At 53.6% G+C, this 19,636-nt stretch carries 28 protein-coding genes; 9 read left to right on the top strand and 19 right to left on the bottom strand.

Annotated features, from left to right (window positions below):
* Nucleotides 1–6: 6 nt before the first annotated feature.
* On the bottom strand, nucleotides 7–1,008 hold the full coding sequence (locus RT52_RS12610) for a siderophore ABC transporter substrate-binding protein (protein ID WP_034817805.1): 1,002 nt from the start codon (nucleotides 1,006–1,008) through the stop codon (nucleotides 7–9).
* A 317-nt stretch (nucleotides 1,009–1,325) separates the two neighbouring features.
* Between RT52_RS12610 and RT52_RS12615 the strand changes: the two genes are divergently transcribed.
* Genes RT52_RS12615 through RT52_RS12630 form a run of 4 tightly spaced genes read left to right on the top strand, consistent with a single transcriptional unit; the run spans nucleotide 1,326 to nucleotide 2,868 of the window.
* On the top strand, nucleotides 1,326–1,847 hold the full coding sequence (locus RT52_RS12615) for a TetR/AcrR family transcriptional regulator (protein ID WP_034817806.1): 522 nt from the start codon (nucleotides 1,326–1,328) through the stop codon (nucleotides 1,845–1,847).
* 1 nt (nucleotide 1,848) lies between these two features.
* Nucleotides 1,849–2,157 (top strand): DMT family transporter, encoded by a 309-nt coding sequence (locus tag RT52_RS12620; protein WP_034817807.1) that lies wholly within the window; start codon nucleotides 1,849–1,851, stop codon nucleotides 2,155–2,157.
* An 11-nt stretch (nucleotides 2,158–2,168) separates the two neighbouring features.
* Nucleotides 2,169–2,504 (top strand): DMT family transporter, encoded by a 336-nt coding sequence (locus RT52_RS12625; RefSeq protein WP_034805809.1) that lies wholly within the window; start codon nucleotides 2,169–2,171, stop codon nucleotides 2,502–2,504.
* 22 nt (nucleotides 2,505–2,526) lie between these two features.
* On the top strand, nucleotides 2,527–2,868 hold the full coding sequence (locus RT52_RS12630) for a nuclear transport factor 2 family protein (protein ID WP_034817808.1): 342 nt from the start codon (nucleotides 2,527–2,529) through the stop codon (nucleotides 2,866–2,868).
* Between the two features lie 33 nt (nucleotides 2,869–2,901).
* Here RT52_RS12630 and RT52_RS12635 read toward each other — a convergent pair whose 3' ends face one another.
* From RT52_RS12635 to RT52_RS12655, 5 genes are read right to left on the bottom strand one after another with little or no spacing between them, the layout of a single operon-like run.
* Nucleotides 2,902–3,264, bottom strand: coding sequence for a VOC family protein (locus tag RT52_RS12635; protein ID WP_034817809.1), 363 nt, complete (start codon nucleotides 3,262–3,264; stop codon nucleotides 2,902–2,904).
* The gene (locus RT52_RS12640; protein ID WP_034817810.1) at nucleotides 3,261–4,034 is read right to left on the bottom strand and encodes an ABC transporter permease; all 774 of its coding nucleotides are present in this window, start codon (nucleotides 4,032–4,034) and stop codon (nucleotides 3,261–3,263) included. Before RT52_RS12640 ends, RT52_RS12635 begins: the two co-directional genes overlap by 4 nt.
* On the bottom strand, nucleotides 4,031–4,735 hold the full coding sequence (locus RT52_RS12645; protein WP_034817811.1) for an ABC transporter ATP-binding protein: 705 nt from the start codon (nucleotides 4,733–4,735) through the stop codon (nucleotides 4,031–4,033). Before RT52_RS12645 ends, RT52_RS12640 begins: the two co-directional genes overlap by 4 nt.
* 3 nt (nucleotides 4,736–4,738) lie before the next feature.
* Entirely contained in the window at nucleotides 4,739–5,275 is a 537-nt protein-coding gene (locus RT52_RS12650; protein ID WP_034817812.1) for a GNAT family N-acetyltransferase, read from the bottom strand.
* Nucleotides 5,272–5,493 (bottom strand): DUF6440 family protein, encoded by a 222-nt coding sequence (locus RT52_RS12655; RefSeq protein ID WP_034817813.1) that lies wholly within the window; start codon nucleotides 5,491–5,493, stop codon nucleotides 5,272–5,274. Before RT52_RS12655 ends, RT52_RS12650 begins: the two co-directional genes overlap by 4 nt.
* 83 nt (nucleotides 5,494–5,576) lie before the next feature.
* Between RT52_RS12655 and RT52_RS12660 the strand changes: the two genes are divergently transcribed.
* On the top strand, nucleotides 5,577–5,900 hold the full coding sequence (locus RT52_RS12660; protein ID WP_034817814.1) for a hypothetical protein: 324 nt from the start codon (nucleotides 5,577–5,579) through the stop codon (nucleotides 5,898–5,900).
* Nucleotides 5,901–6,192: 292 nt separating this feature from the next.
* Here RT52_RS12660 and RT52_RS12665 read toward each other — a convergent pair whose 3' ends face one another.
* Nucleotides 6,193–6,753: an AAA family ATPase gene (locus RT52_RS12665; RefSeq protein ID WP_034817815.1), complete on the bottom strand. Its 561-nt coding sequence runs from the start codon at nucleotides 6,751–6,753 to the stop codon at nucleotides 6,193–6,195.
* A 93-nt stretch (nucleotides 6,754–6,846) separates the two neighbouring features.
* Between RT52_RS12665 and RT52_RS12670 the strand changes: the two genes are divergently transcribed.
* Both RT52_RS12670 and RT52_RS12675 read left to right on the top strand, forming a co-directional pair.
* Entirely contained in the window at nucleotides 6,847–7,758 is a 912-nt protein-coding gene (locus RT52_RS12670; protein ID WP_034817816.1) for a cation diffusion facilitator family transporter, read from the top strand.
* Nucleotides 7,759–7,844: 86 nt separating this feature from the next.
* On the top strand, nucleotides 7,845–9,071 hold the full coding sequence (locus tag RT52_RS12675; protein ID WP_162174546.1) for a trypsin-like peptidase domain-containing protein: 1,227 nt from the start codon (nucleotides 7,845–7,847) through the stop codon (nucleotides 9,069–9,071).
* A gap of 16 nt (nucleotides 9,072–9,087) precedes the next feature.
* Here the strand turns inward: RT52_RS12675 and RT52_RS16480 are convergent, their stop codons facing one another.
* Both RT52_RS16480 and RT52_RS12685 read right to left on the bottom strand, forming a co-directional pair.
* The gene (locus tag RT52_RS16480) at nucleotides 9,088–9,252 is read right to left on the bottom strand and encodes a hypothetical protein (RefSeq protein ID WP_034817818.1); all 165 of its coding nucleotides are present in this window, start codon (nucleotides 9,250–9,252) and stop codon (nucleotides 9,088–9,090) included.
* An 18-nt stretch (nucleotides 9,253–9,270) separates the two neighbouring features.
* Nucleotides 9,271–9,495 (bottom strand): hypothetical protein, encoded by a 225-nt coding sequence (locus RT52_RS12685; protein ID WP_034817819.1) that lies wholly within the window; start codon nucleotides 9,493–9,495, stop codon nucleotides 9,271–9,273.
* Nucleotides 9,496–9,621: 126 nt separating this feature from the next.
* On the opposite strand from RT52_RS12685, the gene RT52_RS12690 reads away from it, so the two are divergent.
* Nucleotides 9,622–10,503, top strand: coding sequence for a tetratricopeptide repeat protein (locus RT52_RS12690; protein ID WP_029334427.1), 882 nt, complete (start codon nucleotides 9,622–9,624; stop codon nucleotides 10,501–10,503).
* Between the two features lie 36 nt (nucleotides 10,504–10,539).
* Here the strand turns inward: RT52_RS12690 and RT52_RS12695 are convergent, their stop codons facing one another.
* The 8 genes from RT52_RS12695 to RT52_RS12730 form a co-directional block, all read right to left on the bottom strand.
* On the bottom strand, nucleotides 10,540–11,871 hold the full coding sequence (locus RT52_RS12695) for a S1C family serine protease (protein WP_034817820.1): 1,332 nt from the start codon (nucleotides 11,869–11,871) through the stop codon (nucleotides 10,540–10,542).
* 203 nt (nucleotides 11,872–12,074) lie between these two features.
* The gene (locus RT52_RS12700; RefSeq protein WP_034817821.1) at nucleotides 12,075–12,824 is read right to left on the bottom strand and encodes an SDR family NAD(P)-dependent oxidoreductase; all 750 of its coding nucleotides are present in this window, start codon (nucleotides 12,822–12,824) and stop codon (nucleotides 12,075–12,077) included.
* 105 nt (nucleotides 12,825–12,929) lie between these two features.
* Nucleotides 12,930–14,633 (bottom strand): methyl-accepting chemotaxis protein, encoded by a 1,704-nt coding sequence (locus RT52_RS12705; protein WP_081852716.1) that lies wholly within the window; start codon nucleotides 14,631–14,633, stop codon nucleotides 12,930–12,932.
* Nucleotides 14,634–14,821: 188 nt separating this feature from the next.
* Nucleotides 14,822–16,663 (bottom strand): methyl-accepting chemotaxis protein, encoded by a 1,842-nt coding sequence (locus RT52_RS12715; protein WP_034817823.1) that lies wholly within the window; start codon nucleotides 16,661–16,663, stop codon nucleotides 14,822–14,824.
* A gap of 120 nt (nucleotides 16,664–16,783) precedes the next feature.
* The gene (locus RT52_RS12720) at nucleotides 16,784–16,996 is read right to left on the bottom strand and encodes a DUF2922 domain-containing protein (protein WP_034807495.1); all 213 of its coding nucleotides are present in this window, start codon (nucleotides 16,994–16,996) and stop codon (nucleotides 16,784–16,786) included.
* Between the two features lie 28 nt (nucleotides 16,997–17,024).
* Nucleotides 17,025–17,237: a hypothetical protein gene (locus RT52_RS12725; RefSeq protein WP_034817824.1), complete on the bottom strand. Its 213-nt coding sequence runs from the start codon at nucleotides 17,235–17,237 to the stop codon at nucleotides 17,025–17,027.
* Between the two features lie 26 nt (nucleotides 17,238–17,263).
* Nucleotides 17,264–17,404: a YvrJ family protein gene (locus RT52_RS16230; RefSeq protein ID WP_021066374.1), complete on the bottom strand. Its 141-nt coding sequence runs from the start codon at nucleotides 17,402–17,404 to the stop codon at nucleotides 17,264–17,266.
* Between the two features lie 72 nt (nucleotides 17,405–17,476).
* On the bottom strand, nucleotides 17,477–17,689 hold the full coding sequence (locus tag RT52_RS12730; protein ID WP_034807491.1) for a hypothetical protein: 213 nt from the start codon (nucleotides 17,687–17,689) through the stop codon (nucleotides 17,477–17,479).
* Nucleotides 17,690–18,009: 320 nt separating this feature from the next.
* Here RT52_RS12730 and RT52_RS12735 point away from each other — a divergent pair, with 320 nt between their 5' ends.
* On the top strand, nucleotides 18,010–18,450 hold the full coding sequence (locus RT52_RS12735; protein ID WP_034817825.1) for a MerR family transcriptional regulator: 441 nt from the start codon (nucleotides 18,010–18,012) through the stop codon (nucleotides 18,448–18,450).
* 54 nt (nucleotides 18,451–18,504) lie between these two features.
* Here the strand turns inward: RT52_RS12735 and RT52_RS12740 are convergent, their stop codons facing one another.
* A complete protein-coding gene (locus RT52_RS12740) occupies nucleotides 18,505–18,846 on the bottom strand; it encodes a YxeA family protein (protein ID WP_034817826.1) in 342 nt (113 codons plus the stop codon).
* A 13-nt stretch (nucleotides 18,847–18,859) separates the two neighbouring features.
* Nucleotides 18,860–19,582, bottom strand: coding sequence for an ABC transporter permease family protein (locus RT52_RS12745; RefSeq protein WP_081852717.1), 723 nt, complete (start codon nucleotides 19,580–19,582; stop codon nucleotides 18,860–18,862).
* Nucleotides 19,583–19,636: the final 54 nt, after the last annotated feature.

Genomic DNA, 19,636 nt, shown 5'->3' on the forward strand with positions numbered 1-19,636 from the left:
CACGCCTTACTTCTTGAGCGCTTGTGCGATGTCGTTGAACATTTCAGCGTACGTTTGAATCGACTCGTTCAAATATGTGTCGTTCGGTGCGTAGACGATGTTCTTTTCTTTGACGGCTGTCGTCTTTTGAAGCGCCGGGGCGTTATCGATGACGTCCGCTGCCGGTACGGCACCTTCCGCTCCAGCGAGCGGTGCGTCGCGGTCGAGGACGAAGAGCCAGTCCGGGTTGCTTTCGGCGATTGCTTCGACCGAGACTTCATCCCCTTGGTGGTCGCCTGTCGCCTTCTCGACTTCTAACGCCGGTGTCCAGCCGAAGATGTCATACATCGGGCCATAGACGCGACCTGAAATCGGTGCCGAGAAGCCGATGTCTCCGCCTGAGACGATGACCGACATGATCGTGTCTTCGCCGTTGTAAGCTGATTTCACGCCATCGATTGAGTTGTCGAGGTCCGCGACGAGCTGTGCCGCCTCTTCGTTCTTATCAAAGATTTTCCCGAGCGTGAGCGTCGTGTCCGTCAACCCTTTGACCAAAATCTCACCCGGAGTGCCCGTATCTTCCGGGATGTCGATGTACAAGTCAATCACGGCCGCGTTCGGTACGAGTTTTTTGATGTCTTCGTAGTAATCGGCGAAACGTTGCCCGACGATGACGACGTCCGGGTCGACGCCTGCAATCGCCTCTAAGTTCGGCTCAAAGTGCATGCCGACGTCGGCGATGTCGCTGTCTTTCGCATATGGCGACTCGGCCGGCAACAATCCGATCGGTGCCGCCGCGAGTTCGATGTCCCACGCCGCGAGCGTCTCGAACGTCCGGTTGTCGAGGGCGACGACCTTCTCCGGGTTGACCGGTACGTCAATCGTGCCGTGTGCATCGGTAATCTCGACCGTTTTCGGCGCCTCGGCACCTTCCACTTCTCCTGTTTCTTTCGTCTCTGTCGTCCCGCCGCATGCGGCAAGCACGAAGATGAGTACTGTCAACATGAGTGACACTTTCAATTTCCCCATTCTGTCCATCTCCTTATGTATCTAGTTTGAATGACACTCGTCTCAACTCGAACGTGTCCATGTCTTCTGTTCTATGTATGGACGCTTCTATGGACTCGTTCTCATTGATAATGATTATCATTGTCGTTTTCATTGAGAAGCATATCAAACAAAAAAAGGATGTGCAATGCCAAATTGTCAAAAAGGGACTGGGAATATTTTTCTTTCCTTATACGCAAAAAAAATCATTCATGTATGAGTAATCGGTTCGACAAGACAATTCAAACTTGATATATTGACTTTACTGACCGTTCAGTAAAGTTAATGAGGTGAACATGATGAACAAAAAACAATTACTGCTCGAGACGGCCGCCCAGATGATTCGGGAGGACGGCATTCAACAACTATCGCTCGAGCGGCTCGCCGCGCGTGTCGGCATCACGAAAGCCGGTGTGCTCTACCACTTCGAGACGAAAGACAATTTGCTCCGCCAAATGAACGAACTCGCCATCACCGAGTTCGAGACACGGATCCATCATCATATGACGGACGGACCGTACCCGTTCACACGAGCTTACGCCCAGGCGACACTCGACTATCTGGACGCGGCACGAATCGGCCTGAGCGCCGTCTTCATCTCGTCGCAAGAAGATGCGAGCGGTGCTATCTGGAACGAGGCGGCACGCCGATGGGATGAACGCTTTCTCGCCGACGGGACCGACCCGCGCGTACTCGAACTTCGGCTGTTATGTGACGGGTTCTGGTTCGCGTTGACGTACGGCTATAGCGACGCCTTCAAGGACGAGGCCGCCCGGCTCATCCGCCAAAAGTGTGACGCGCTCGAACAGGCAGGTGGCTAAGATGGGCTTCCTCTATCTCGCCGGAGCGATCATCTCTGAAGTGTTCGGCTCGAGCATGCTCAAGCTCAACGCGACGTCGTCGACCCGTCTCCCGATTGTCGGGGTCGCGCTCGGCTATGTGACGGCGTTTTATCTATTGTCGCTCGCCCTCCTCTCCATCCCGCTCAGCTTCGCCTACGCGTTTTGGAGCGGGGTCGGCACGGCTGCGACGGCACTCATCGGCTTTCTCGTCTTCAACGAGCAAATCCGTAAACAGACCGTCGCCGGCATCGGACTCGTCATCGTCGGGCTCGTGTTGATGAAAGTATAGGAGGGACACGGATGAAAGGATATGTATTCTTACTGTTCTCGATTGCGTTCGAGGTGCTCGGGACCTCGATGCTGAAGCTGTCGGACGGGTTCACACAACTCGTTCCGAGCATGATCCTGCTCGCAAGTTTCGCCGTCTCGTTCACACTCATGGGCATCGTCTTAAAGACGATTCCGCTCAGCATCGCCTACAGCGTCTGGGCCGGCCTCGGCACGGTCGCGACGGGGCTGATTGGCGTGTTCGTCTACGGCGAGGTGTTGTCGACGTTGAACAGTATCGGACTCATTGTCATCGTGCTCGGTGTCATCGTCATGAATTTCGGGAAAACGAATACGGTACACGGTTGACCGTCCAGAAAGGAGTGACGCGATGCTTGCCCCATTGATTGAAGAGAAAGAACGACTGTTGTTGACGAAGGAAGTGCGGACGTCGCCAGAGCGGTTGCGCGAACTCGTGACCGAAGATTTCTTTGAAATCGGCAGCTCCGGACGCCTCCTCTACAAAGAAGAGGACACGAACACGATGGACCTCGGCGAGATCGACGTCTCGCTCACCGACTTCAACCTCGAAGTCATCCGTGACGACGTTGTCCTCGCCACGTATCGGACCGAGAACCGTGCGACCGGAAACGTTGCGCTTCGCAGCTCGATTTGGGTACGGATTGACGGAACGTGGAAAATGAAGTTTCATCAAGGAACACCCATTCCATAAAACAAAGGAGCACCCGCGATGGGTGCTCCTTAGTCATATCGCTTGAATCATCTCGACACGATTTCCGAACGGATCACGGAACTCGAACCGGTCAAAACCCGGAATCGGGATGCCCGTGATGCGGTCAATCCCTTCCGCTTCCAACCGTCGTCCCCATGCCTCCAAATTAGTAACGGCATAGGCGACGTGGGCTTTCGTTCGGGAGCGGTCGACGCCGTCCTCTGCGCCGACGTGGACGCTCTGGTCACCGAGTTTGAGCCAAAATCCGCCGCGCCCTTGCAGCGACGCGGGCTTTTCCATCTCTTCTAACCCGAGCAAATAGCAATAGAAGGCACGGGCCCGCGCTTCTTCTCCAGTCGGGATTGTGATTTGTACGTGATGGATACCTAGAATCATGTTGCTTTCCCCTTTCGATACGTCAAGCCGACGAACTGCAGCTTCTGATTGAACAGGCGCGGATACGCGAGATAGCCGACCATGACGGCCGAAATCGTCGCCGTCGTCAAGATGAGGAACAAGATGAGGAGTTGATACAATACCGCCTCCATCGGGTCGGCTCCGCCGATGATGAGCCCGCTCATCATGCCCGGCAGTTGGACGAGCCCCATCGTCTTTTGCGCCTCGACCGTCGGAATCATGCTCGTGCGGATGGCGTTCTTCAAGCTCCGGTCAATCGCCGTCTTCGGCGCCCCGCCCATCGACAAGATGAGCTCAATCACCTCGTCGCTCCGCTCGACCTCGTCTTTGAACTTGTTCAAGAACAGGAGCGACAACACCATACAGTTGCCGATGACCATGCCGCTAATCGGGATGACCTTGTCCGGCTCGAACGGGATGATGCCGAGCCCGAGCATAAGCCCCATCGTCAGCACCTCGACCGTGACGAGCGTGAGGACGATCATCCACGTGATGCCGGGGATGCCGTCCCCTTTTTTGATGATGTTCTGTGTCGCCGCCCCGATCATGAGAAGGATCATGAAGAGCATGAACACCGGGTTGTCGCTCTCGAAGACGAACGTCAAGATGTAGCCAATCACCAACAGTTGGATGATGGAACGCACCGTCGCGATGACGATGTCACGTTCGAGCCCGAGCTTGAGATAGAGCGCCAGTCCGAGCGGGATGGCGACAAAGATGAGCGACGTCAACAGTTCGACGAACGTCATAGCTCTTCCCCCCTCACGAACCGCCCGATCATCGGATTGTCCGACTCGTCGATGAACGAGGCGTCCCCGAACTCGATCAACTCGCCGTTCCGTAAAAACCACATGTCGTCACTGACGCGCCGCGCTTGATCCAAGTCATGGGTGATCCAGATGACGGTGACCCCATATTCGCGCTGCAGGCGGACGATGAGCCGTTCAATCTCTTTCACCGTCCGATAGTCGAGGCTCGCCGTGATCTCATCTAACAGGAGCACGTCCGGTTTGTTGACGAGCGTCCGAGCGATGGCGACGCGGCTCCGTTCCCCGCCCGACAGCGTCTTGACGGGCTTGTCGAGCATCCGTTCGCCCAAGTCGACAGCTTGTAATAGCGAGGCCGCCTTATCTCGGTCGAGCGTCTCCCCGAAAATCGCTTTCGGCAAGTTCAGATTGTCATACACCGACCCGTCAATCATCGGCGCACTTTGGAACGCCATGCCGATCCGTTTACGCAGGGCGATGATGTCGAGCTGTTGAATGTCTTCCCCTTTGAAATACACCGTGCCCGAATCCGGGGACAGCAGTCCGTTGATGTGCTTCAAACACGTCGTCTTCCCAGCACCGCTCGGGCCGACGAACGTCGTGATGCGCCCTTCACGGAAGTAGCCCGTCACGTTATGTAGGATGTCCCCGTGACTGACGCCATTAAACTCGATGATGTGCATCGCTCATCGGTCCTTTCTTTGATTTAGTCGCGAATACATATACAGGTCATCATACTTGCCGCGCGTGAATTCGTAGCTTCGAAGCAATCCTTCCTGCAAAAAGCCGTGCCGTTCGAGGAGATGCATCGACGCTTCATTTTCCGGTTCGACGAGGGCTTCAATCCGCATGAGCTGAAGCTCATGAAATCCGTACGCGACGACGGCTTCAAGCGCTTCCCCGGCAATGCCTTTCCCCCAGTAATCCGGGCTCAGTTCAAAACCAATTTCGGCTCGATGATGCTTTTCAGACCGATTCAATAACCCGCAACTGCCGATGACGACGTCCTGGCCTTTAATGGTGATCCCGAACCGGAAACCAGTCCCGTCCTTCAAAATCGAATCGTACCAGGCAATCTCCTCTAACGCATCGTCTAACGTCGCGAACGGTTCAAGCCCCATATGCGCCACAACTTCCGGTTTACATAGATAAGATAAGACGCTTGCGGCATCGGCTGGCGTGACGGAACGCAAGACGAGCCGATTCGTTTCGAGTTGCTTCATGTCAGTCGTGACAGCTCATCGACGACGACATCACCGTTCGCATCAACCAAGGGTGTGATTCCGCCGCTCGTGCCGACCCACGTTTGAATGTAGTTGACGCCAGTCGCGGTGTCGACGAGAATCGTTACTTGTCCGAGTTCCGGTAACTGCTCTGTCAGCTTCACAACGAATCGCTTCGTACCTTCTACATCTACTTCTGCTTTCTTTTTGAACAACATCCTATCCCGCCTTTCTCTAGTTACTTCTCATCATATCTTTTATACTAAAAATGATAAAATAAACAATTTCTCAGAGGTGCCCCGTGAAAACGTATGACAAAATGCTTATCGCCATACATGAACCTGATTGGAATTGTTATGCCGAAAAAGTTGTATGGCTTTATGTCGCACAGCCAACAGATACAAAAAAAAGATTGTTTCGCTTACCTAACTACATTTACTATTTTGTTTCTTTAGATGAGAAAAGAATGCCGTCTGAGTATGGGGTCGTTAAAACAATCTCACCGGCTATCACGGCAAGAGAACTTGCCGAGGCGGACTATGTAAGTCGAGGTATAGACACCTCTTCCCTCACTGAAGAGCTTATTGAAGAATATGAGCAATTTTTAAATACAATTAACGCTTAACCAGAACATACCCCAATGGCAGTCACATGGTTTGAAAAAATTTTACCAATCAAAGAAAAACGATTGAAAGTTCATAAAAAGTTTTTCAGCGGTCTTACGAAAGAGGAGAAGGCAGAGCTCTTTGAAAGTTAATCACGATTCATGCTGATCGTTATAAAACATGGAAAGAGCAAATCGAAGCGCTTCATACACCAGGCTAATCAATACAACATTCAATCCAGCGACTGCCATCGATGTTTTCTTGATTAGCGGGCATAACAAAAGTGAGTCCCAGGGAAGGGGCTCGCTTTTGTCATAGCTGGAAATGTTGTTTGATGCGCGCCGCGACGGTCTCCGCGTCGAGATGCGTGTTGTCGATCCGTAAATAGTTGTCGACGTCGAGTTCCCCGTCCCGCGAATTCAAACGGTACATCGTCGCCGTCTGCTTCAGCTCCCCTTCCGACCAGGCGATGTCCCGCTTCGTCGGCTTATGTATGAGCCGATTCTCGGTCGTGTTCCGGATGAGCCGTTCCTCGATGTCCGCCTCGAGTTCGACGTAATAAATGTCAGCCCCGCGCGACTCGAAAATCGTCGTCACGTGTCGCACGTATGCCCAGTCCTCTTCCATATCGAACGCCCAGACGAACGTGAAAATCATGCCCGGCAAGTCGCTTTTCGCAACCGACTCGAACAGTTCTTCTCGGAACAGTTCGACGATTCGACGCCCCTCTTTCGTCCCATAACTAAAAAAGGGGCTAACGAGGTCAATTGTCATATGGTTATGAAACAGTTTCAACCCCGTTTCTTTCGCTAACTCTTGCCCGACCGTCATCTTGCCGACGGCTTGCGGGCCGAACAAAATCACAAATTTCATCCTGATTCCCCCTCTATTTTTCAAAAGTTTACCATACATAGCTTCATCTGAAACCGGGAATAGGATGGTGATTTTAGTGAAGGAGGCATCTCTATGCCAAAAGATCCAAAACTCGAGCGCTTTGTCTTACGCGTCTCCGTTTTCGCCTCGCTCTTCTTCGCCATCGCCGGCATTCTCGTCGGTCTTTGGCTATCCTCGTCGTTCATCTTGTTTGACGGGGTCTATTCCTTTTTAAGCGTCATCATGAGCTGGGTCTCGCTTCGGGCCGGTATGTTCATGTTGACGGCCGATAAGCGTTTCCCGTTCGGCAAGAGCACAATCGAGCCGTTCATCATCTTGTTCCAGTACGGGGTACTCTTATTCGTCATCGTCAACGCCGTCCTGGGGGCCATCGAGGATATTCGCTCTGGTGGAAACGACCTCGTCCTTGGGGGTGCCCTCGTCTACCTTGCCGTCAGCGCCGGCATCTCGTACAGCATCTATCGCTATTTGAACAGCTTCAAGATGAAGGCGAGCTCCGGACTCGTCACGGCGGAAGTCGTACAGTGGCGGCTCGATACGCTACTCACCGTCAGCGGTCTCATCGGGTATCTCATCGCCCAAGTGCTCGTCTGGCTCTCGTTCGAGGCCGTCGCCCCTTACATCGACCCGGTCATGCTCATCTTGAGCGCCCTTTGGCTCGTCCGCACCCCGCTCATCGAGATGTGGACGGCCATCAAAGAACTGATTGACATGGACACGGGCACGCCCTACAGCAACCAAATTCGGTTGACCGTACTCCAAGTCGCACATCAGTTCGACGTCGACAAGACATACGTCCGCACGACGAAGTCCGGCAACGTCTTGTTCCTTGAAATCGACCTCGTCGTTCCGCGCGACTACCCGTACGACACGATCGCCGACCAGGACAAGATTCGGCAACAGCTGTTCGACGCGCTCGCCTTCTTACCGTATGAGAAATGGCTGACCGTCTCGTTCACCCATGACAATCGTTGGGCGGAGTGAGGTACCCTTCAAATTATTGTTTACCCCCCGAACATTTGAGGAATAGGCATACATCTTATGTTTTGGAGAAAGAAGGTGTCATCCTCGTGACTTGCCCGAAATGCGGAACGAAAACCCGCTCGCGAACGACTGCTTGTCCGACGTGTGGCCACCGCTCACGTCGCTATCGCTGGTTCGTCGTCCCATTTGCCATCGCCCTCATCGCGTTTATCGCCGTCGTCACGAACGCTTATTTCAAGGACAGTTCGCGCTCGGCCGACTCCCTTGCCGACAAAGTCCGCTTGAATGTGACCGACGACACCGTCTCGGCGGATGCGGCGACTCCCGCCGACCTCGACGCCTTGCAAGACAGCCTCTTTACGGTCAGCAACGGCACCGGTTTCTTAATCAGTCCACAAGACGTCTTGACGGCCGCTTCGAACGTGGCCGGTTTGACGGATATCATCCTCGAACGGGACGGAAACGAGATCGCCGGGACGGTCGTCGGGCGAAACGACGCCATCGCCGTCATCCGTATCGAACAAGTTGATTTGACGCCGTTCTCGTTCACCCAAGCGATCGCCGCAAGCGATGAGTCACTCCTGACGATGACGTCGAAAGACCGCATCAACGGCACGGTCACGTTCAGTGAGACGGGCTATTCACGGAATTTCGACTTGCCGCGTTATGCGATCGGCAGTCCGCTCCTCACCGAGAACGGGCGTGTGCTTGCCATCCATTTGCGCGAGTTGACGTTACCGGTCATTTTGTTCGAACAAGACGTCCAGTCGTTCCTCGAATCGGATACGCCGGCACCACCGACGGCCGAACTCGCACCGGTCGCGCCGATCTCTCCGCTACCGAAAGAGGCCCCTGTGACGGAAGCACCGGCTCCTGCACCAGCTCCAGCTCCTGCGCCGGCGGAAGAAACGCCGCCAGCACCCGAGACACCAGCTGAGCCCGAAGCACCGGCTGAACCAGCCGAACCGGCACCAGCTGTCGAGGAGCCCTTAGAAGCGACCCCGCCGCCTGAAGAGGAGGCACCAGCTGAAGCGGCGCCACCTGAGGAACCGGTGACCGAACCTGAGCCGCCAGTGACCGAACCGCCGGCTGAACCAGAAACGCCGGTAACGGAACCGGCCGAACCGGTCGAGCCGGAAAAACCGGCGGCCGACACCGAGAAGCCGGTGAAAAAGCAGGACAACAAGCCTACCGATAAACCGAAAACCGAACCACCGGTAAAAGAAGACAAGCCGAAATCAGAAGAATCGAAAGAAGACCCAGCGGCATCGTCCGATGAGCCTGTCGACGAAGAAAGCACGCCTTCCGAATGACGGAAGACGTGCTTTTTCACGTGTCTTTGTTGAATTTCCGTTGCAAGTTGCCGAGCAGCCCACCGAGCAACAGCAGAATGATCGACAACATCCAAAACGGCATGACGTCCTGCAACAACCAGACGAGCAAGGCGCTAAATCCGATGACCGCGCCGAGCCAAGCGATGTTTCCTTTTCCCATACCCTCACCTCAACCCCATCATAACACATCGATTCGGTGCGCCGTCGCCTGTGGCGGCAAGGAACGCGTCATCTTCTCGTCGTGTTCGACCCGGACGTGTTGGCCGATCGCGAGCGGCGGCTCATGCTCGAGCCCTTCTTCCAAATGAAAAACGATTCCGTCAAACGGCTCGGCTTCCGGCGATGGGGCGACGCGAATCTTCGCTTCCCCGATGTCGACGATATAGCCTGTGAACGTGGCCATCTTGACTCCCTCCTTCGTGTCGGATGTGTACACTTTTTCTTTTCCCATTTTTTGAAAAAACTCTACTCGTGATGCCGATTCACTTGTATAATAAAGCAACAATCCTAAACGTACGGAGGGACCCAGATGACGAAACACACCATCGACTTACACACCCCAGAATTTCAACGGACGTTCCTCGAGATGATGTTGCTTGAAGAATTAACGGAGACATATAACGCCGAGGCGATCGAGACGCTCGTCACGCGCGGCGAGACCCGGTTCCCGGACGACCCGTTCTTCCCGGCGATGCGCGCCTATCCGCTCATCCGCGAAGGCGAGTTCGACCAGGCGAAACAACAGCTCGACGCGGCGAGTGCGCTCGGCGACCATTACCTCATTCATTGCCTGCTCGGCGCGCTCAGCGACGACGCCGGCTTCACGTTCGAGGCTGAACAGCATTACCTTCGCGCCATCGAACGGTTTCCGAACGTCCCGATGACGCAGCGGGCCATCGCCATCCATTACTTCCACCGCAAGTTCTACGGGGAGGCCGGGCTCCATTTGATGCATTACGTCCGGCTAACCGGATTCAATGAAGAGACGGTGCCGATGCTACTCGATTTCTTCCAAGTGTATGACGAGATTCCGCTCGAGATGAACGATGAGCTTTTAAAAGCCGCTATCGGCTACTTGAACGCGAACCCGCGCAATCCGCACGCCCATTCGCTCTACGCTTCGATTTGCAGCCACCGGGTCGACATGCTCGTCAAAGGCAAGCCCGATCAAGACACGCTCGATGACGAGACGATTCACATGTTGCTCGAAGTCGAAGAGCACGGCATGTGGAGCGCGACGTATGACGACAGCGAGGACCAGATGTTCCGCGCCATGTTCGCCGACTATGTCGACAACGTCATCTTACCGAACACGTCTAAGTTTTATGTCTATCGTCTTCGTCTTCGCTATTGGTACCACCGTCTCACGCACCGGGTGACGGGTGGATATGCGGATTCGTCGATGCGCTAACAAAACCCGCCTTCTGAGTGAAGGCGGGTTAGTTTGTTATTGGAATTTATGCATAATCAAATAGTCTTTGTTCACATACGCAGTTCTCGATAAGCCACTGACGGGAAAGACAACCAAAAAATAAATACCTGGTTCAACGGTCGTTTGTAGTGTTTGATAAGTGACACCATTTCCGCTCGTCGAAACAAACGGATCACTGAACGCAAGCGGTTCTTCGTTTAAATCATAAATCCCAAACGCAAAATAAGGAGAGATACGTGCATCACCAAATGCACCAAAGAAATCTAACTTCGTTTGTTTTTCTACATTGAAGACATAGATGTCAACATCATCAAGATTCGATGTCGTTCCGTGAATATACCCATCTGCATAACGTAGAAGATCGGATTTCATCCACTCGCCATTGGGTTCTTCTTCATACGTATCTCCTTTTCCAACTGGAATAGGAAGCGTAGGAACTTGAACCTCTTCTATAAATGCCGTGCGACGCGCATCAAGTAAACTAAGTTGACGAACTGGGACAGCGTAGTTCATGTTTTGAGAGTTTTCAAACATCCAAGTCACCACACCGACTACCTCACCATAAATATTCAGAAGCGGACCTCCTGAATTCCCATACGTTGTACTCGCATTGAACTGATAGTATTCAAACCCGTCTAGTACGACGCTATTATTGCTAATCATCCCCTCTGTAATTGTGTTGCTCACACCACGCGGACTCCCCAGCGCGTAAATTTTTTCTCCAGTCGCCACTCTAGTTCCATTCATTTTTAAAATCGGTGGTGCCGGAGCGATTCGTGAAATATCGAGAACGGCCAAATCCAATGTCTCATCATATCGTTTTATCACGTTTGTGCGTATGAACGATCCATTTGCAAATGACACTTTCGCTTCCACGTTCTCTTCACCTTGAAGGACATGGAAATTCGTCACAACTTCTCCTTTATTTACGACAAATCCACTTCCAGAAGAAACGACTTGTCCTCGATCATTTAACATCTCAATTAATGCTACAGATGGATTAGCCATTTTGAATAAATCAGTTGCGTTATACTTTCGTTTTGTAACCGTCACCGCAACATTTTGTTTAAGTTTCGTTCCTTTTACGGTAACTGTTACGGTTGTTTTACCGGCAGACTTTCCTGTGATTTTTCCATTCACAACGGTCGCCACTTTAGGATTTAGAGACTTCCATACATAGACAGGTTTCTTCACGCCAGACGCAGTAGCTTTTACCACCTTCGAAGCACTTGCCATCACTGTAACCGCTTTAGGAGTAACGGTTAGCTTTTGAGATGCATCAACCGGATGTGGAAAGACATTTAAAAATAAAACAATTATTAATGCGATACTAAGCCAACGTTTCATACATTTTCCTCCTCTCCTCAATTCAGTCTCATTATAAAAAAAGCAACAGACAAAAAGTTTTTTTCTTCGTGCGAAATGGAAATGTATTCCTTAAGATTTGATTACTCTTTTGTTCAATCCCGCGCTACTCTCAAACGGTAATTACTCCACGCAAAAAGGCACTTCGCAGTAACGAAGTACCTTACAAATTGAGTCATGTCCGCTTACTTCATAAACGGATGAATCGGTCCGCGCAACTCGAACGAGTAATCCTCGTGGTTGACGATGCCGACGACCTCGTCGCTCTCGAGCAGCTCCATCAAGAAGCCGGCCATCTCTTCGGCCGTATGGTACTTCTCGACGTTTTGGCTATAGTCGAAATTCTCCTCTTCCCGGGCCCGGCTCGCGAACCCGGTCTCGGTCGCTGCCGGCGCGAGCACTTTCGCCCGCAATTTGTCCCCATTGTTCATCAACTCACGGGCAAGTCCTTCCGTATAGGCGCTGACATAAAACTTCGTCGCACTGTACGTCACGCCTTTTTTCGCGATATGGTAGCCGACGACCGACGCGACGTTCAAAAGCGTCGCCCCGTCGACGTCATGGTAGTCGCGAACGTACAAGTTCGACAGCACCGTGAGCGCCTCAACGTTCAGACGGACCATGTTTTCCATCTTTCCGACCTCGGCGTCTTTCACGAAGTTCGAGTCCCCGAACCCAGCGTTGTTGATCCACGTCTCGATGTCGAGGTCGGCGAGCGACTCGTACAAGGCGTACACGTTCTCGCTATACGAGAGGTCGTTCGTCTTCAAGATGACGTCGCTATCCGGTGAGATCGACTTAATCTCTTTACGCAACTTCTCGAGTTCGTCTGTACGACGCGCGACGAGAACGAGCGACTTTCCTGCTTTCGCGAGTCGTTTCGCCGCCTCGTATCCGATTCCTGAGCTCGCACCTGTAATGACCGTATATTTCATATCGATTCCCCTTTTCATCTTAAAGTTCATTCTTTTCGGCAATTCCCGAAATGGATACCGGTCAATCCTTCGGACGTACAAAAAGCCGTCCGAAGACGGCTTTCGTCACGTATTGAACTTGCCAATCAACGTCTGGAGATCTCCAGTCATGTTGCCGAGCGATTCGGCGACCCCGTTCAACTCTTGAATCATCGCAAGCTGAGAGTCGCTCGTCTCTCCGACACTGCGCATCGTCGTCGCCATCTGTTCACTCTCGCTCGCGATTCCGAGCGCGGCCGTCGCAACTTGTTTCGTCGTCAAAGCGATCTCGCTCGATGCCTTTCGGATGTGGAGCGTGTTGTCGACCGACGTCTGCAGCTGCTGAACGATTTGACCGAATGCATGCGTCGCTTGTTCGAGTAATCTTGTGTTCACCTCGACACGCTTTGCACTCATTTCATGACGCGTCAGTACCGCATTCGACTGGACTTGAATCGATTCGATTAACCCGGCGATTTGCGTCGCCGACTGCTTCGATTGTTCGGCGAGCTTCCTTACCTCTTCGGCGACGACGGCGAATCCTTTTCCTTGTTCGCCGGCCCGGGCCGCTTCAATCGCGGCGTTCAAGGCGAGTAAGTTCGTCTGGTCGGTAATCGATTGGATGACCTCGGTGATTAGTGCGATCTCGTCCGACTGTTGCTTGAGCGTCGCGATCGACTCACCTGTGAGGCGTGTCTCGGTCTCGAGGGCGAGCACTTCCTGTTTCGCTTGCTGAATCGTCTCCCCGCCGTCCTCGGCGAGCTTCAGGCTAGTCGAGACGTCTTCACTGATCGTGCCGATGGAGCGCGCGATTTGGTCGACGCCTTCGTCCGCTGCGGCGACTGCTTTGGCACTGCCGGTCGCCTCGCGCGCCTGTGCGATCGTCTCCTCGACGACCCGCTCAATCATCCGCGTCGTCTCTTCCGTCTGCGATGACATCTCTTCGGTGCTCGCATACAGCTCTTCCGACTGGGCCGTGATCTCTTGGGCGTTCCGGCTCACTTCGTCAATCAACTCGCGCAAGTTGAGTTTCATGCCGTTGAAGCCGACCATGAGTTGACCAATCTCGTCACGCGTCAGCGCCTCCAAGTCGTCTCGTGTCAAGTCGCCGCTCGCGACGACATCGACTTCTCTCGCGAGGAGACGAAGTGGCACGGTGACCATCCGTTGCAAGAAGTAGCCCGCGCCGAGCGTAAGGACGAGAATAAGGATAGCGACGCCGGCCGAATACAGAACAGCGCTCTCGCCAAGATTCTCGAGCTCGTCTTGTTTCGCGAGCATCGCCGCCTCCGACTCGGCTTGAAGCGTTTCACCGGTCTCGGTGATCGACTTCGTCACGTCTGGCATGAGTCGGAGCGTCAGTCGCTCGATGTCTTCCGCGTTCCCCGCATCCGCCGCTGCGATCGCTTGCGTCGCCAGCTCGTCATAGCCTGCCGCGTAAGCCAACAGACGTTCGAACTCGCTCCGTTCGTCGTCCGTCTTGGCCAGTCGCATCAACTCCTCGATCGCGGCTGTCTTCTCTGTCCCACCGCGTTCGATTTGTTCACGACGCTCGTCGTTTTGGACGAGGATATAGCCGCGTACGCCGTACGCTTGCCGCGTCATGCCGAGTGACAAGTCATCGGCCGCCTTCATCTTCATGACGTCCTCGGCAATCATCGTCTTATACTGACTCGTCATGTTGTGAAGCGTCCACAGGTTATAGCCCATGCCAACCGTCACGAACAGGAGAATCAAGCCGATGCCACTGAATAGCTTTTTCGTTAACGATAGTGTTTTGAATCGTTTCATGTCGTTCGAGGAACGTGTCCTCTTCCACCTCTATTTCTCTTTTTTTGGAACTACATGGATTTTATCGGATGGTGCAAACGTTTTTCCAATGCTAGCACTACTTTTTGTTCAGATTGACCTATATTTTGATTTTCTGGTTCTCGAAATGGACAAAAAAACCGCAGCGGACGTCCGCTGCGGCCTCCTCTTTATAGTTTGAACTGCGATACCCGGTTCGAGAGTTCGACCGCACGCTGTTCCGTCTCCTGCATCCGCTCTTGCACGTCGTTGAACCGTTCGACCGAGCGTTGGACCTTCTCCGAGATCGACTGCGTCCCGTCCGCCCCTTCCGTCACGGTCGTCGCGACTTCTTGGATGACACCGAGAATCGTATCGGTCATATGACGGAGCTGAAGCGCGTTCCCTTCGAACGTCTTCGCCGTCTCTCCGAACACGGTCGCGTCCGCCTCGTACTGCGTCGCCGACGCCTCGAGCCGGTCGTAGTCTGACAAGACCGTCGTGTCGAGGAACGACAACATATCGGCCGAGCTCGTATTCAACCGTTCGACCGAGTCGATGACCGTGTTCGATACGTCTCGAATCTCGTTCACCGTCTGGCGTGAGTTCTCGGCGAGCTTCCGAATCTCCGAGGCGACGACGGCGAAACCGCGTCCCGCGTCCCCGGCCCGCGCCGCTTCGATGGAAGCGTTCAAGGCGAGCAAATTCGTCTGATCGGCGATGGCGAGGATCGCGGTCGTCAAGACGCGAATCTCTTCGACCGACTTCGCCCCCCGAATCGCCTCGTCGAGTTCGACCCGCTTCGCCTCGATGATCGCGGTCGCTTCCGTTTTTGATTGGATGGCCTGCGTGCGCATCGCATGGGCGCGTTGTTCGACATGTTGCGCCGTCTCGGCACTGTCGTTCGACAGGTCGACGATTGAATCGATTGAACTACCCATCTCAGTCGTCGATGCGCTCATCTCTTGCGAGGAAGCGGCCGTCTCTTCCATGCCGGCCGTCAGTTCTTCGACCGTGCCGGACGTCTCTTCCATGTAACGGCTGAGCTGCGTCACTTCGGCGGCGACTTCTTTCGACGAGACGAGGACGACTTTCGCCGTCTCGTCGACGTCAATCATGATGTCACGAAGCGAGGCGATGAACGTGTTGAACGAGCGGCTCACTTGTGCGATCTCGTCATTCGACGTGACCGGAATCGACATCGTCAAGTCACCGCCTTGCGTCGCGAGCTCGTCAAACTTCGTCTGAAGCGTCCGCATCGGCCGGATAATCGAACGGAGCAGGCTCAACCCGAGGAAGAGGAGGAGCGACACCGCGCCGATTGTCACGGCGATGAGGGCGATGAGCGACTGTTTGAACTCACGTTCCATATCGGCACCGACCCGTACCGACCCTTCCGAGTTATAGGCGACGAGCGCCGTCAAACGCTGGGTGAAGTTGTCGTACGTCGCTTGGGACTGGGCGTCATAGTAAGACCGCGCCATCCCGTTGTTGCCGGACGTGCTGAAGGTGAGCATGTTGTCGGACACTCGCTGATACATCTCCCATTGACGCGAGAAGTAGTCGAACAGTTCTTTGTCCGTCGCACTCGTCACCGTCGCCTCGTATTTCGGGGCAATTTCATTGATGCGAGCCCGGATGTCTTGCATCTTCGTCATGAGTTCGTCTTTCCCGGCCGCGTCCTCGGTGACGATATGCTCGAGTTCGAGCGCCCGATAATTCGCGGCGAGCGTGTTCAATTCATGAGCATAATCGAGTCCGCGGTTCCATACGTCGACGATTTCACCAGCCTGCTTGTTCGCATCGTTCAATGACACGAGCGAATAGCCGCCGACCCCGATGACCATGAGGAGCGACAGGAGGACGAGCCCCCATAGCTTCTGGCGAATCGTGAGCCCTTTCGTTTTCCCTTCGGTTTGACGTTGCCGCGCCTTGACCGGCCATTTGAGTGATGGCAACCGGAATGCAGGTTTTTGGCTCAGGCGACGTCTTACCCGTTGCACCGTCGCCGACCAACTTACTTTTCTCTTCATATGTAAAGTCCCCTCTCAAAACCAACGTTTCTTCCTATATCGACCGTTATCAGAAAACTTTGAAGACGATTGACCAACATTAAAAAAAGATGGCTGAATGTTCAGCCATCTTTCAACCCATTATTGGACGTTCAATACGGTCGTCGAGCCTTCGATCATCTTGATTTCCGTCCATTTGACGACGTTCTTGGCGAGCGGGTCGTTCGCGACCATGAAGTCGGCGAGCGCCTTTACCTGCATCGGGTCAATCGGTTGCTTCACGTTGTTCAAGCGGAAGCGCGTCACTTTGTTAAACGTATCCAAAAAGGCGATTTCGAGTTTTGTTTCAGTCATGGTTCATTCTCCTCCTTAAAGTGGGTGATTAGACGAGGTCGTATTCGCGGACGACGGCGAGGGTGAAATCTTCTTGAACGATCAACTCAAGCATGAGGTGACCGAACGACTCGGCCTCGTTCGCCGTGAGCGCCGCACGGATCGGGCCGAACCGTTGCGCTTTTTTCGTCGGTTTTAAACTTTCCAAGTTGTGATGCGTCGTCAAGACGAGCGTCGCTTTCTTTTCTGATAGCTGTGCCATGGGGGATGACTCCTTTCGGGGGATGATTACAATTCAGAAGGGTAAGTGGAGTCCAAGCGCTCGAGCAACTGAATCATGCGCTCAAGCCGTGTCTCGATCCGGTGGAGCAAATAGAGCGAGACGACAATCGGAAATCCGAGGTTCGAGATGAGTTCGGGCCAGCTCATGTGACCACCTGCTCATCGTGCCGTTTGCCGGCGGCGGGACGAGGGGGGATGCGCATAGAGGGTTCCTCCAATTTAGACCGTCACGTGGAACTCACGGGACACGACGTACGTAGCCGAGTCGACGGACAAGAGTCGCGTCACGAGATCACCGAACTGCTTGATCTCCGCCGTCTCCATCCGGGCGCCAAGTGGACCGAACCGGACGAGTTGCCGCTTGTCTTTCCCATCGACGACGCGTTTCGTGTCGAGGTAAAAAATGCTTGCGTATTCTCGGTAAATTGCCATATGTCTCACCTCCTTCGCCCCTATTAACCACACAAGGGAGATGTTTGCTCATTTTATTTTCATTTCAGGATTCATGACTATCGACCTAGATTGTCTGAATATTAGTTCATTTCATCATACTCCGCTTTGTGATTGAGTTTTCATACCTTTTAGGGTATTGTAAAAGACGTTGAACCGGCATTGAAAATCCGTCAATAGTCCCACGAATTCATTTCCCCACTTTCAAAAAACTTACAGTTAATGATTTGAAAATGGGGTACTATACGAGGGAGGGCATTTTCAGAAATGACCAGTTTGATTTGAAGAAGGAGATACTTTAGATGAACAGCTTAGACATCACACTCAACCCCCTTATTCCTTCCGCTCAACTCGACTTCGACCATACCGACCTGACATTTCGTGCGACCGAATGGGATACGTATCGTCCCGAACACGGGAAACCGTATCAGCTGAACAACCGGCATCTGAACGTCTACCCGCTCAAAGAGTTGAGCCGGGCGTTTCACATCGCCGGCATCCCCCGCAGCCAGCAACAATTGATCAAATGGGAGACCGACGGCATCTTGCCGCCGACCCCGTTCACGATTGGGCGCAAACGGTACTATACAGAAAATCAGATTCGGACCATCGTCGACATCGCATTGGAATGCGGACTGCGGCCGCGGACGCACGTCAAAAAGACGAACTTCTCGCAATTGGCCCATAACGAATTGTCGTACATACTCCAACTTGAACTCGCGGATGAATCACCGCAACCATGAGAAAGACCGCCTTCCCTGACATAAACAGGAAAGGCGGTCTTTATTGATATGTGATTATAACTTCTCCCGCGCCGCTTCCGGCACGTCAGACGCCTCGACCTCATCGTATGATGTGACCGCTTCATCTTTCATATAGAGCATCAAAAAAGCGCCTTGACGTAATTCCTTCGCTGCCGTGAATGTGACGTCACGCGCCTCTCCGTCGTTCGTGTACGCCTCGGTCTCATAGACGTAACGACGGACGACCTCTCCCGAGTCGAGCGTCGTCTCTTCGACGTTCGTCACGTCCCCGACTTGAACATACGCGTTCTCTTTCCCGAGCCGATGCCAGTCGATGTTGATCAGCCCGACCGTCACGAGGACGAACGCGAGCGTAAACCCAATGATTTTCTTCATCTTCATTTCCTCCTTAACATACAGATTTTGTGAACCGTTTGACGGTCACGACATAGTACATCGCGTACACGGCCGAATAGACCGCCATCCAGACGACGACCGGCACGGTGAAGTCCATCGCGAACAGACGGGAGAACGCGACCAAGGCGACGCTCGCGTGGAGCAACCCGAGCACATATGGCGCCAAGAAGATGACGGCGACTTGATGCCGAATCGTCTGTTTGATGTCGCGTTTCGAGATCCCGACTTTACGCAACACCGCATACGTCGCCCGGTCCGCCTCAGCTTCGGTCATCGTCTTGAAATAGATGACGCTCCCGGTCGCGACGAGGAAGACGAGCCCGAGGAAACTGCCGACGAAGAGGAGCGCCCCGTTCACGGCCATCGTGTCGCGATACAAGTCCGTCGCGCTCGAGAAGCTCGGAAGTCCGGATAAGCGTTCCGACAATGCCGCCTGGTCTTTATAATCGGCGACTTTCACCGTGTGATACGCGACCGTGTCACTCTCGATCGCTTCATAGACGTCGTCCCGGGTGACGAGGAAGATGCCGCCGAACGTCATGACGTTGAGCGGGGTCGCTTCGACCCGCTCTTTGACAGGATACGTCGCGCCATCGACTTCGACTTGATTCATCTCATCATTGAACCGCTCATCATAGAACGGGTCGACGTGACGAGCGAGTCCGGCGTCGGCACATCGATTCGTATCGCGTTGCCATACGCTCCATGAAGACACAAAAAGGGTTCGCCGCGGCGAACCCTCAGATTGTAGAAAAAGTCACGTTTCAGG

The sequence above is a fragment of the Exiguobacterium alkaliphilum 12/1 genome, assembly GCF_000714435.1.
GTDB lineage: Bacteria > Bacillota > Bacilli > Exiguobacteriales > Exiguobacteriaceae > Exiguobacterium > Exiguobacterium alkaliphilum.

Excerpts from the sequence above, each read along its gene's own strand:
- RT52_RS12610 (WP_034817805.1), bottom strand. The coding sequence starts at position 1,008 with ATGGGGAAATTGAAAGTGTCACTCATGTTGACAGTACTCATCTTCGTG.
- RT52_RS12615 (WP_034817806.1), top strand. The coding sequence starts at position 1,326 with ATGAACAAAAAACAATTACTGCTCGAGACGGCCGCCCAGATGATTCGG.
- RT52_RS12620 (WP_034817807.1), top strand. The coding sequence starts at position 1,849 with ATGGGCTTCCTCTATCTCGCCGGAGCGATCATCTCTGAAGTGTTCGGC.
- RT52_RS12625 (WP_034805809.1), top strand. The coding sequence starts at position 2,169 with ATGAAAGGATATGTATTCTTACTGTTCTCGATTGCGTTCGAGGTGCTC.
- RT52_RS12630 (WP_034817808.1), top strand. The coding sequence starts at position 2,527 with ATGCTTGCCCCATTGATTGAAGAGAAAGAACGACTGTTGTTGACGAAG.
- RT52_RS12635 (WP_034817809.1), bottom strand. The coding sequence starts at position 3,264 with ATGATTCTAGGTATCCATCACGTACAAATCACAATCCCGACTGGAGAA.
- RT52_RS12640 (WP_034817810.1), bottom strand. The coding sequence starts at position 4,034 with ATGACGTTCGTCGAACTGTTGACGTCGCTCATCTTTGTCGCCATCCCG.
- RT52_RS12645 (WP_034817811.1), bottom strand. The coding sequence starts at position 4,735 with ATGCACATCATCGAGTTTAATGGCGTCAGTCACGGGGACATCCTACAT.
- RT52_RS12650 (WP_034817812.1), bottom strand. The coding sequence starts at position 5,275 with ATGAAGCAACTCGAAACGAATCGGCTCGTCTTGCGTTCCGTCACGCCA.
- RT52_RS12655 (WP_034817813.1), bottom strand. The coding sequence starts at position 5,493 with ATGTTGTTCAAAAAGAAAGCAGAAGTAGATGTAGAAGGTACGAAGCGA.
- RT52_RS12665 (WP_034817815.1), bottom strand. The coding sequence starts at position 6,753 with ATGAAATTTGTGATTTTGTTCGGCCCGCAAGCCGTCGGCAAGATGACG.
- RT52_RS12670 (WP_034817816.1), top strand. The coding sequence starts at position 6,847 with ATGCCAAAAGATCCAAAACTCGAGCGCTTTGTCTTACGCGTCTCCGTT.
- RT52_RS16480 (WP_034817818.1), bottom strand. The coding sequence starts at position 9,252 with ATGGGAAAAGGAAACATCGCTTGGCTCGGCGCGGTCATCGGATTTAGC.
- RT52_RS12685 (WP_034817819.1), bottom strand. The coding sequence starts at position 9,495 with ATGGCCACGTTCACAGGCTATATCGTCGACATCGGGGAAGCGAAGATT.
- RT52_RS12690 (WP_029334427.1), top strand. The coding sequence starts at position 9,622 with ATGACGAAACACACCATCGACTTACACACCCCAGAATTTCAACGGACG.
- RT52_RS12695 (WP_034817820.1), bottom strand. The coding sequence starts at position 11,871 with ATGAAACGTTGGCTTAGTATCGCATTAATAATTGTTTTATTTTTAAAT.
- RT52_RS12700 (WP_034817821.1), bottom strand. The coding sequence starts at position 12,824 with ATGAAATATACGGTCATTACAGGTGCGAGCTCAGGAATCGGATACGAG.
- RT52_RS12705 (WP_081852716.1), bottom strand. The coding sequence starts at position 14,633 with ATGAAACGATTCAAAACACTATCGTTAACGAAAAAGCTATTCAGTGGC.
- RT52_RS12715 (WP_034817823.1), bottom strand. The coding sequence starts at position 16,663 with ATGAAGAGAAAAGTAAGTTGGTCGGCGACGGTGCAACGGGTAAGACGT.
- RT52_RS12720 (WP_034807495.1), bottom strand. The coding sequence starts at position 16,996 with ATGACTGAAACAAAACTCGAAATCGCCTTTTTGGATACGTTTAACAAA.
- RT52_RS12725 (WP_034817824.1), bottom strand. The coding sequence starts at position 17,237 with ATGGCACAGCTATCAGAAAAGAAAGCGACGCTCGTCTTGACGACGCAT.
- RT52_RS16230 (WP_021066374.1), bottom strand. The coding sequence starts at position 17,404 with ATGAGCTGGCCCGAACTCATCTCGAACCTCGGATTTCCGATTGTCGTC.
- RT52_RS12730 (WP_034807491.1), bottom strand. The coding sequence starts at position 17,689 with ATGGCAATTTACCGAGAATACGCAAGCATTTTTTACCTCGACACGAAA.
- RT52_RS12735 (WP_034817825.1), top strand. The coding sequence starts at position 18,010 with ATGAACAGCTTAGACATCACACTCAACCCCCTTATTCCTTCCGCTCAA.
- RT52_RS12740 (WP_034817826.1), bottom strand. The coding sequence starts at position 18,846 with ATGAAGAAAATCATTGGGTTTACGCTCGCGTTCGTCCTCGTGACGGTC.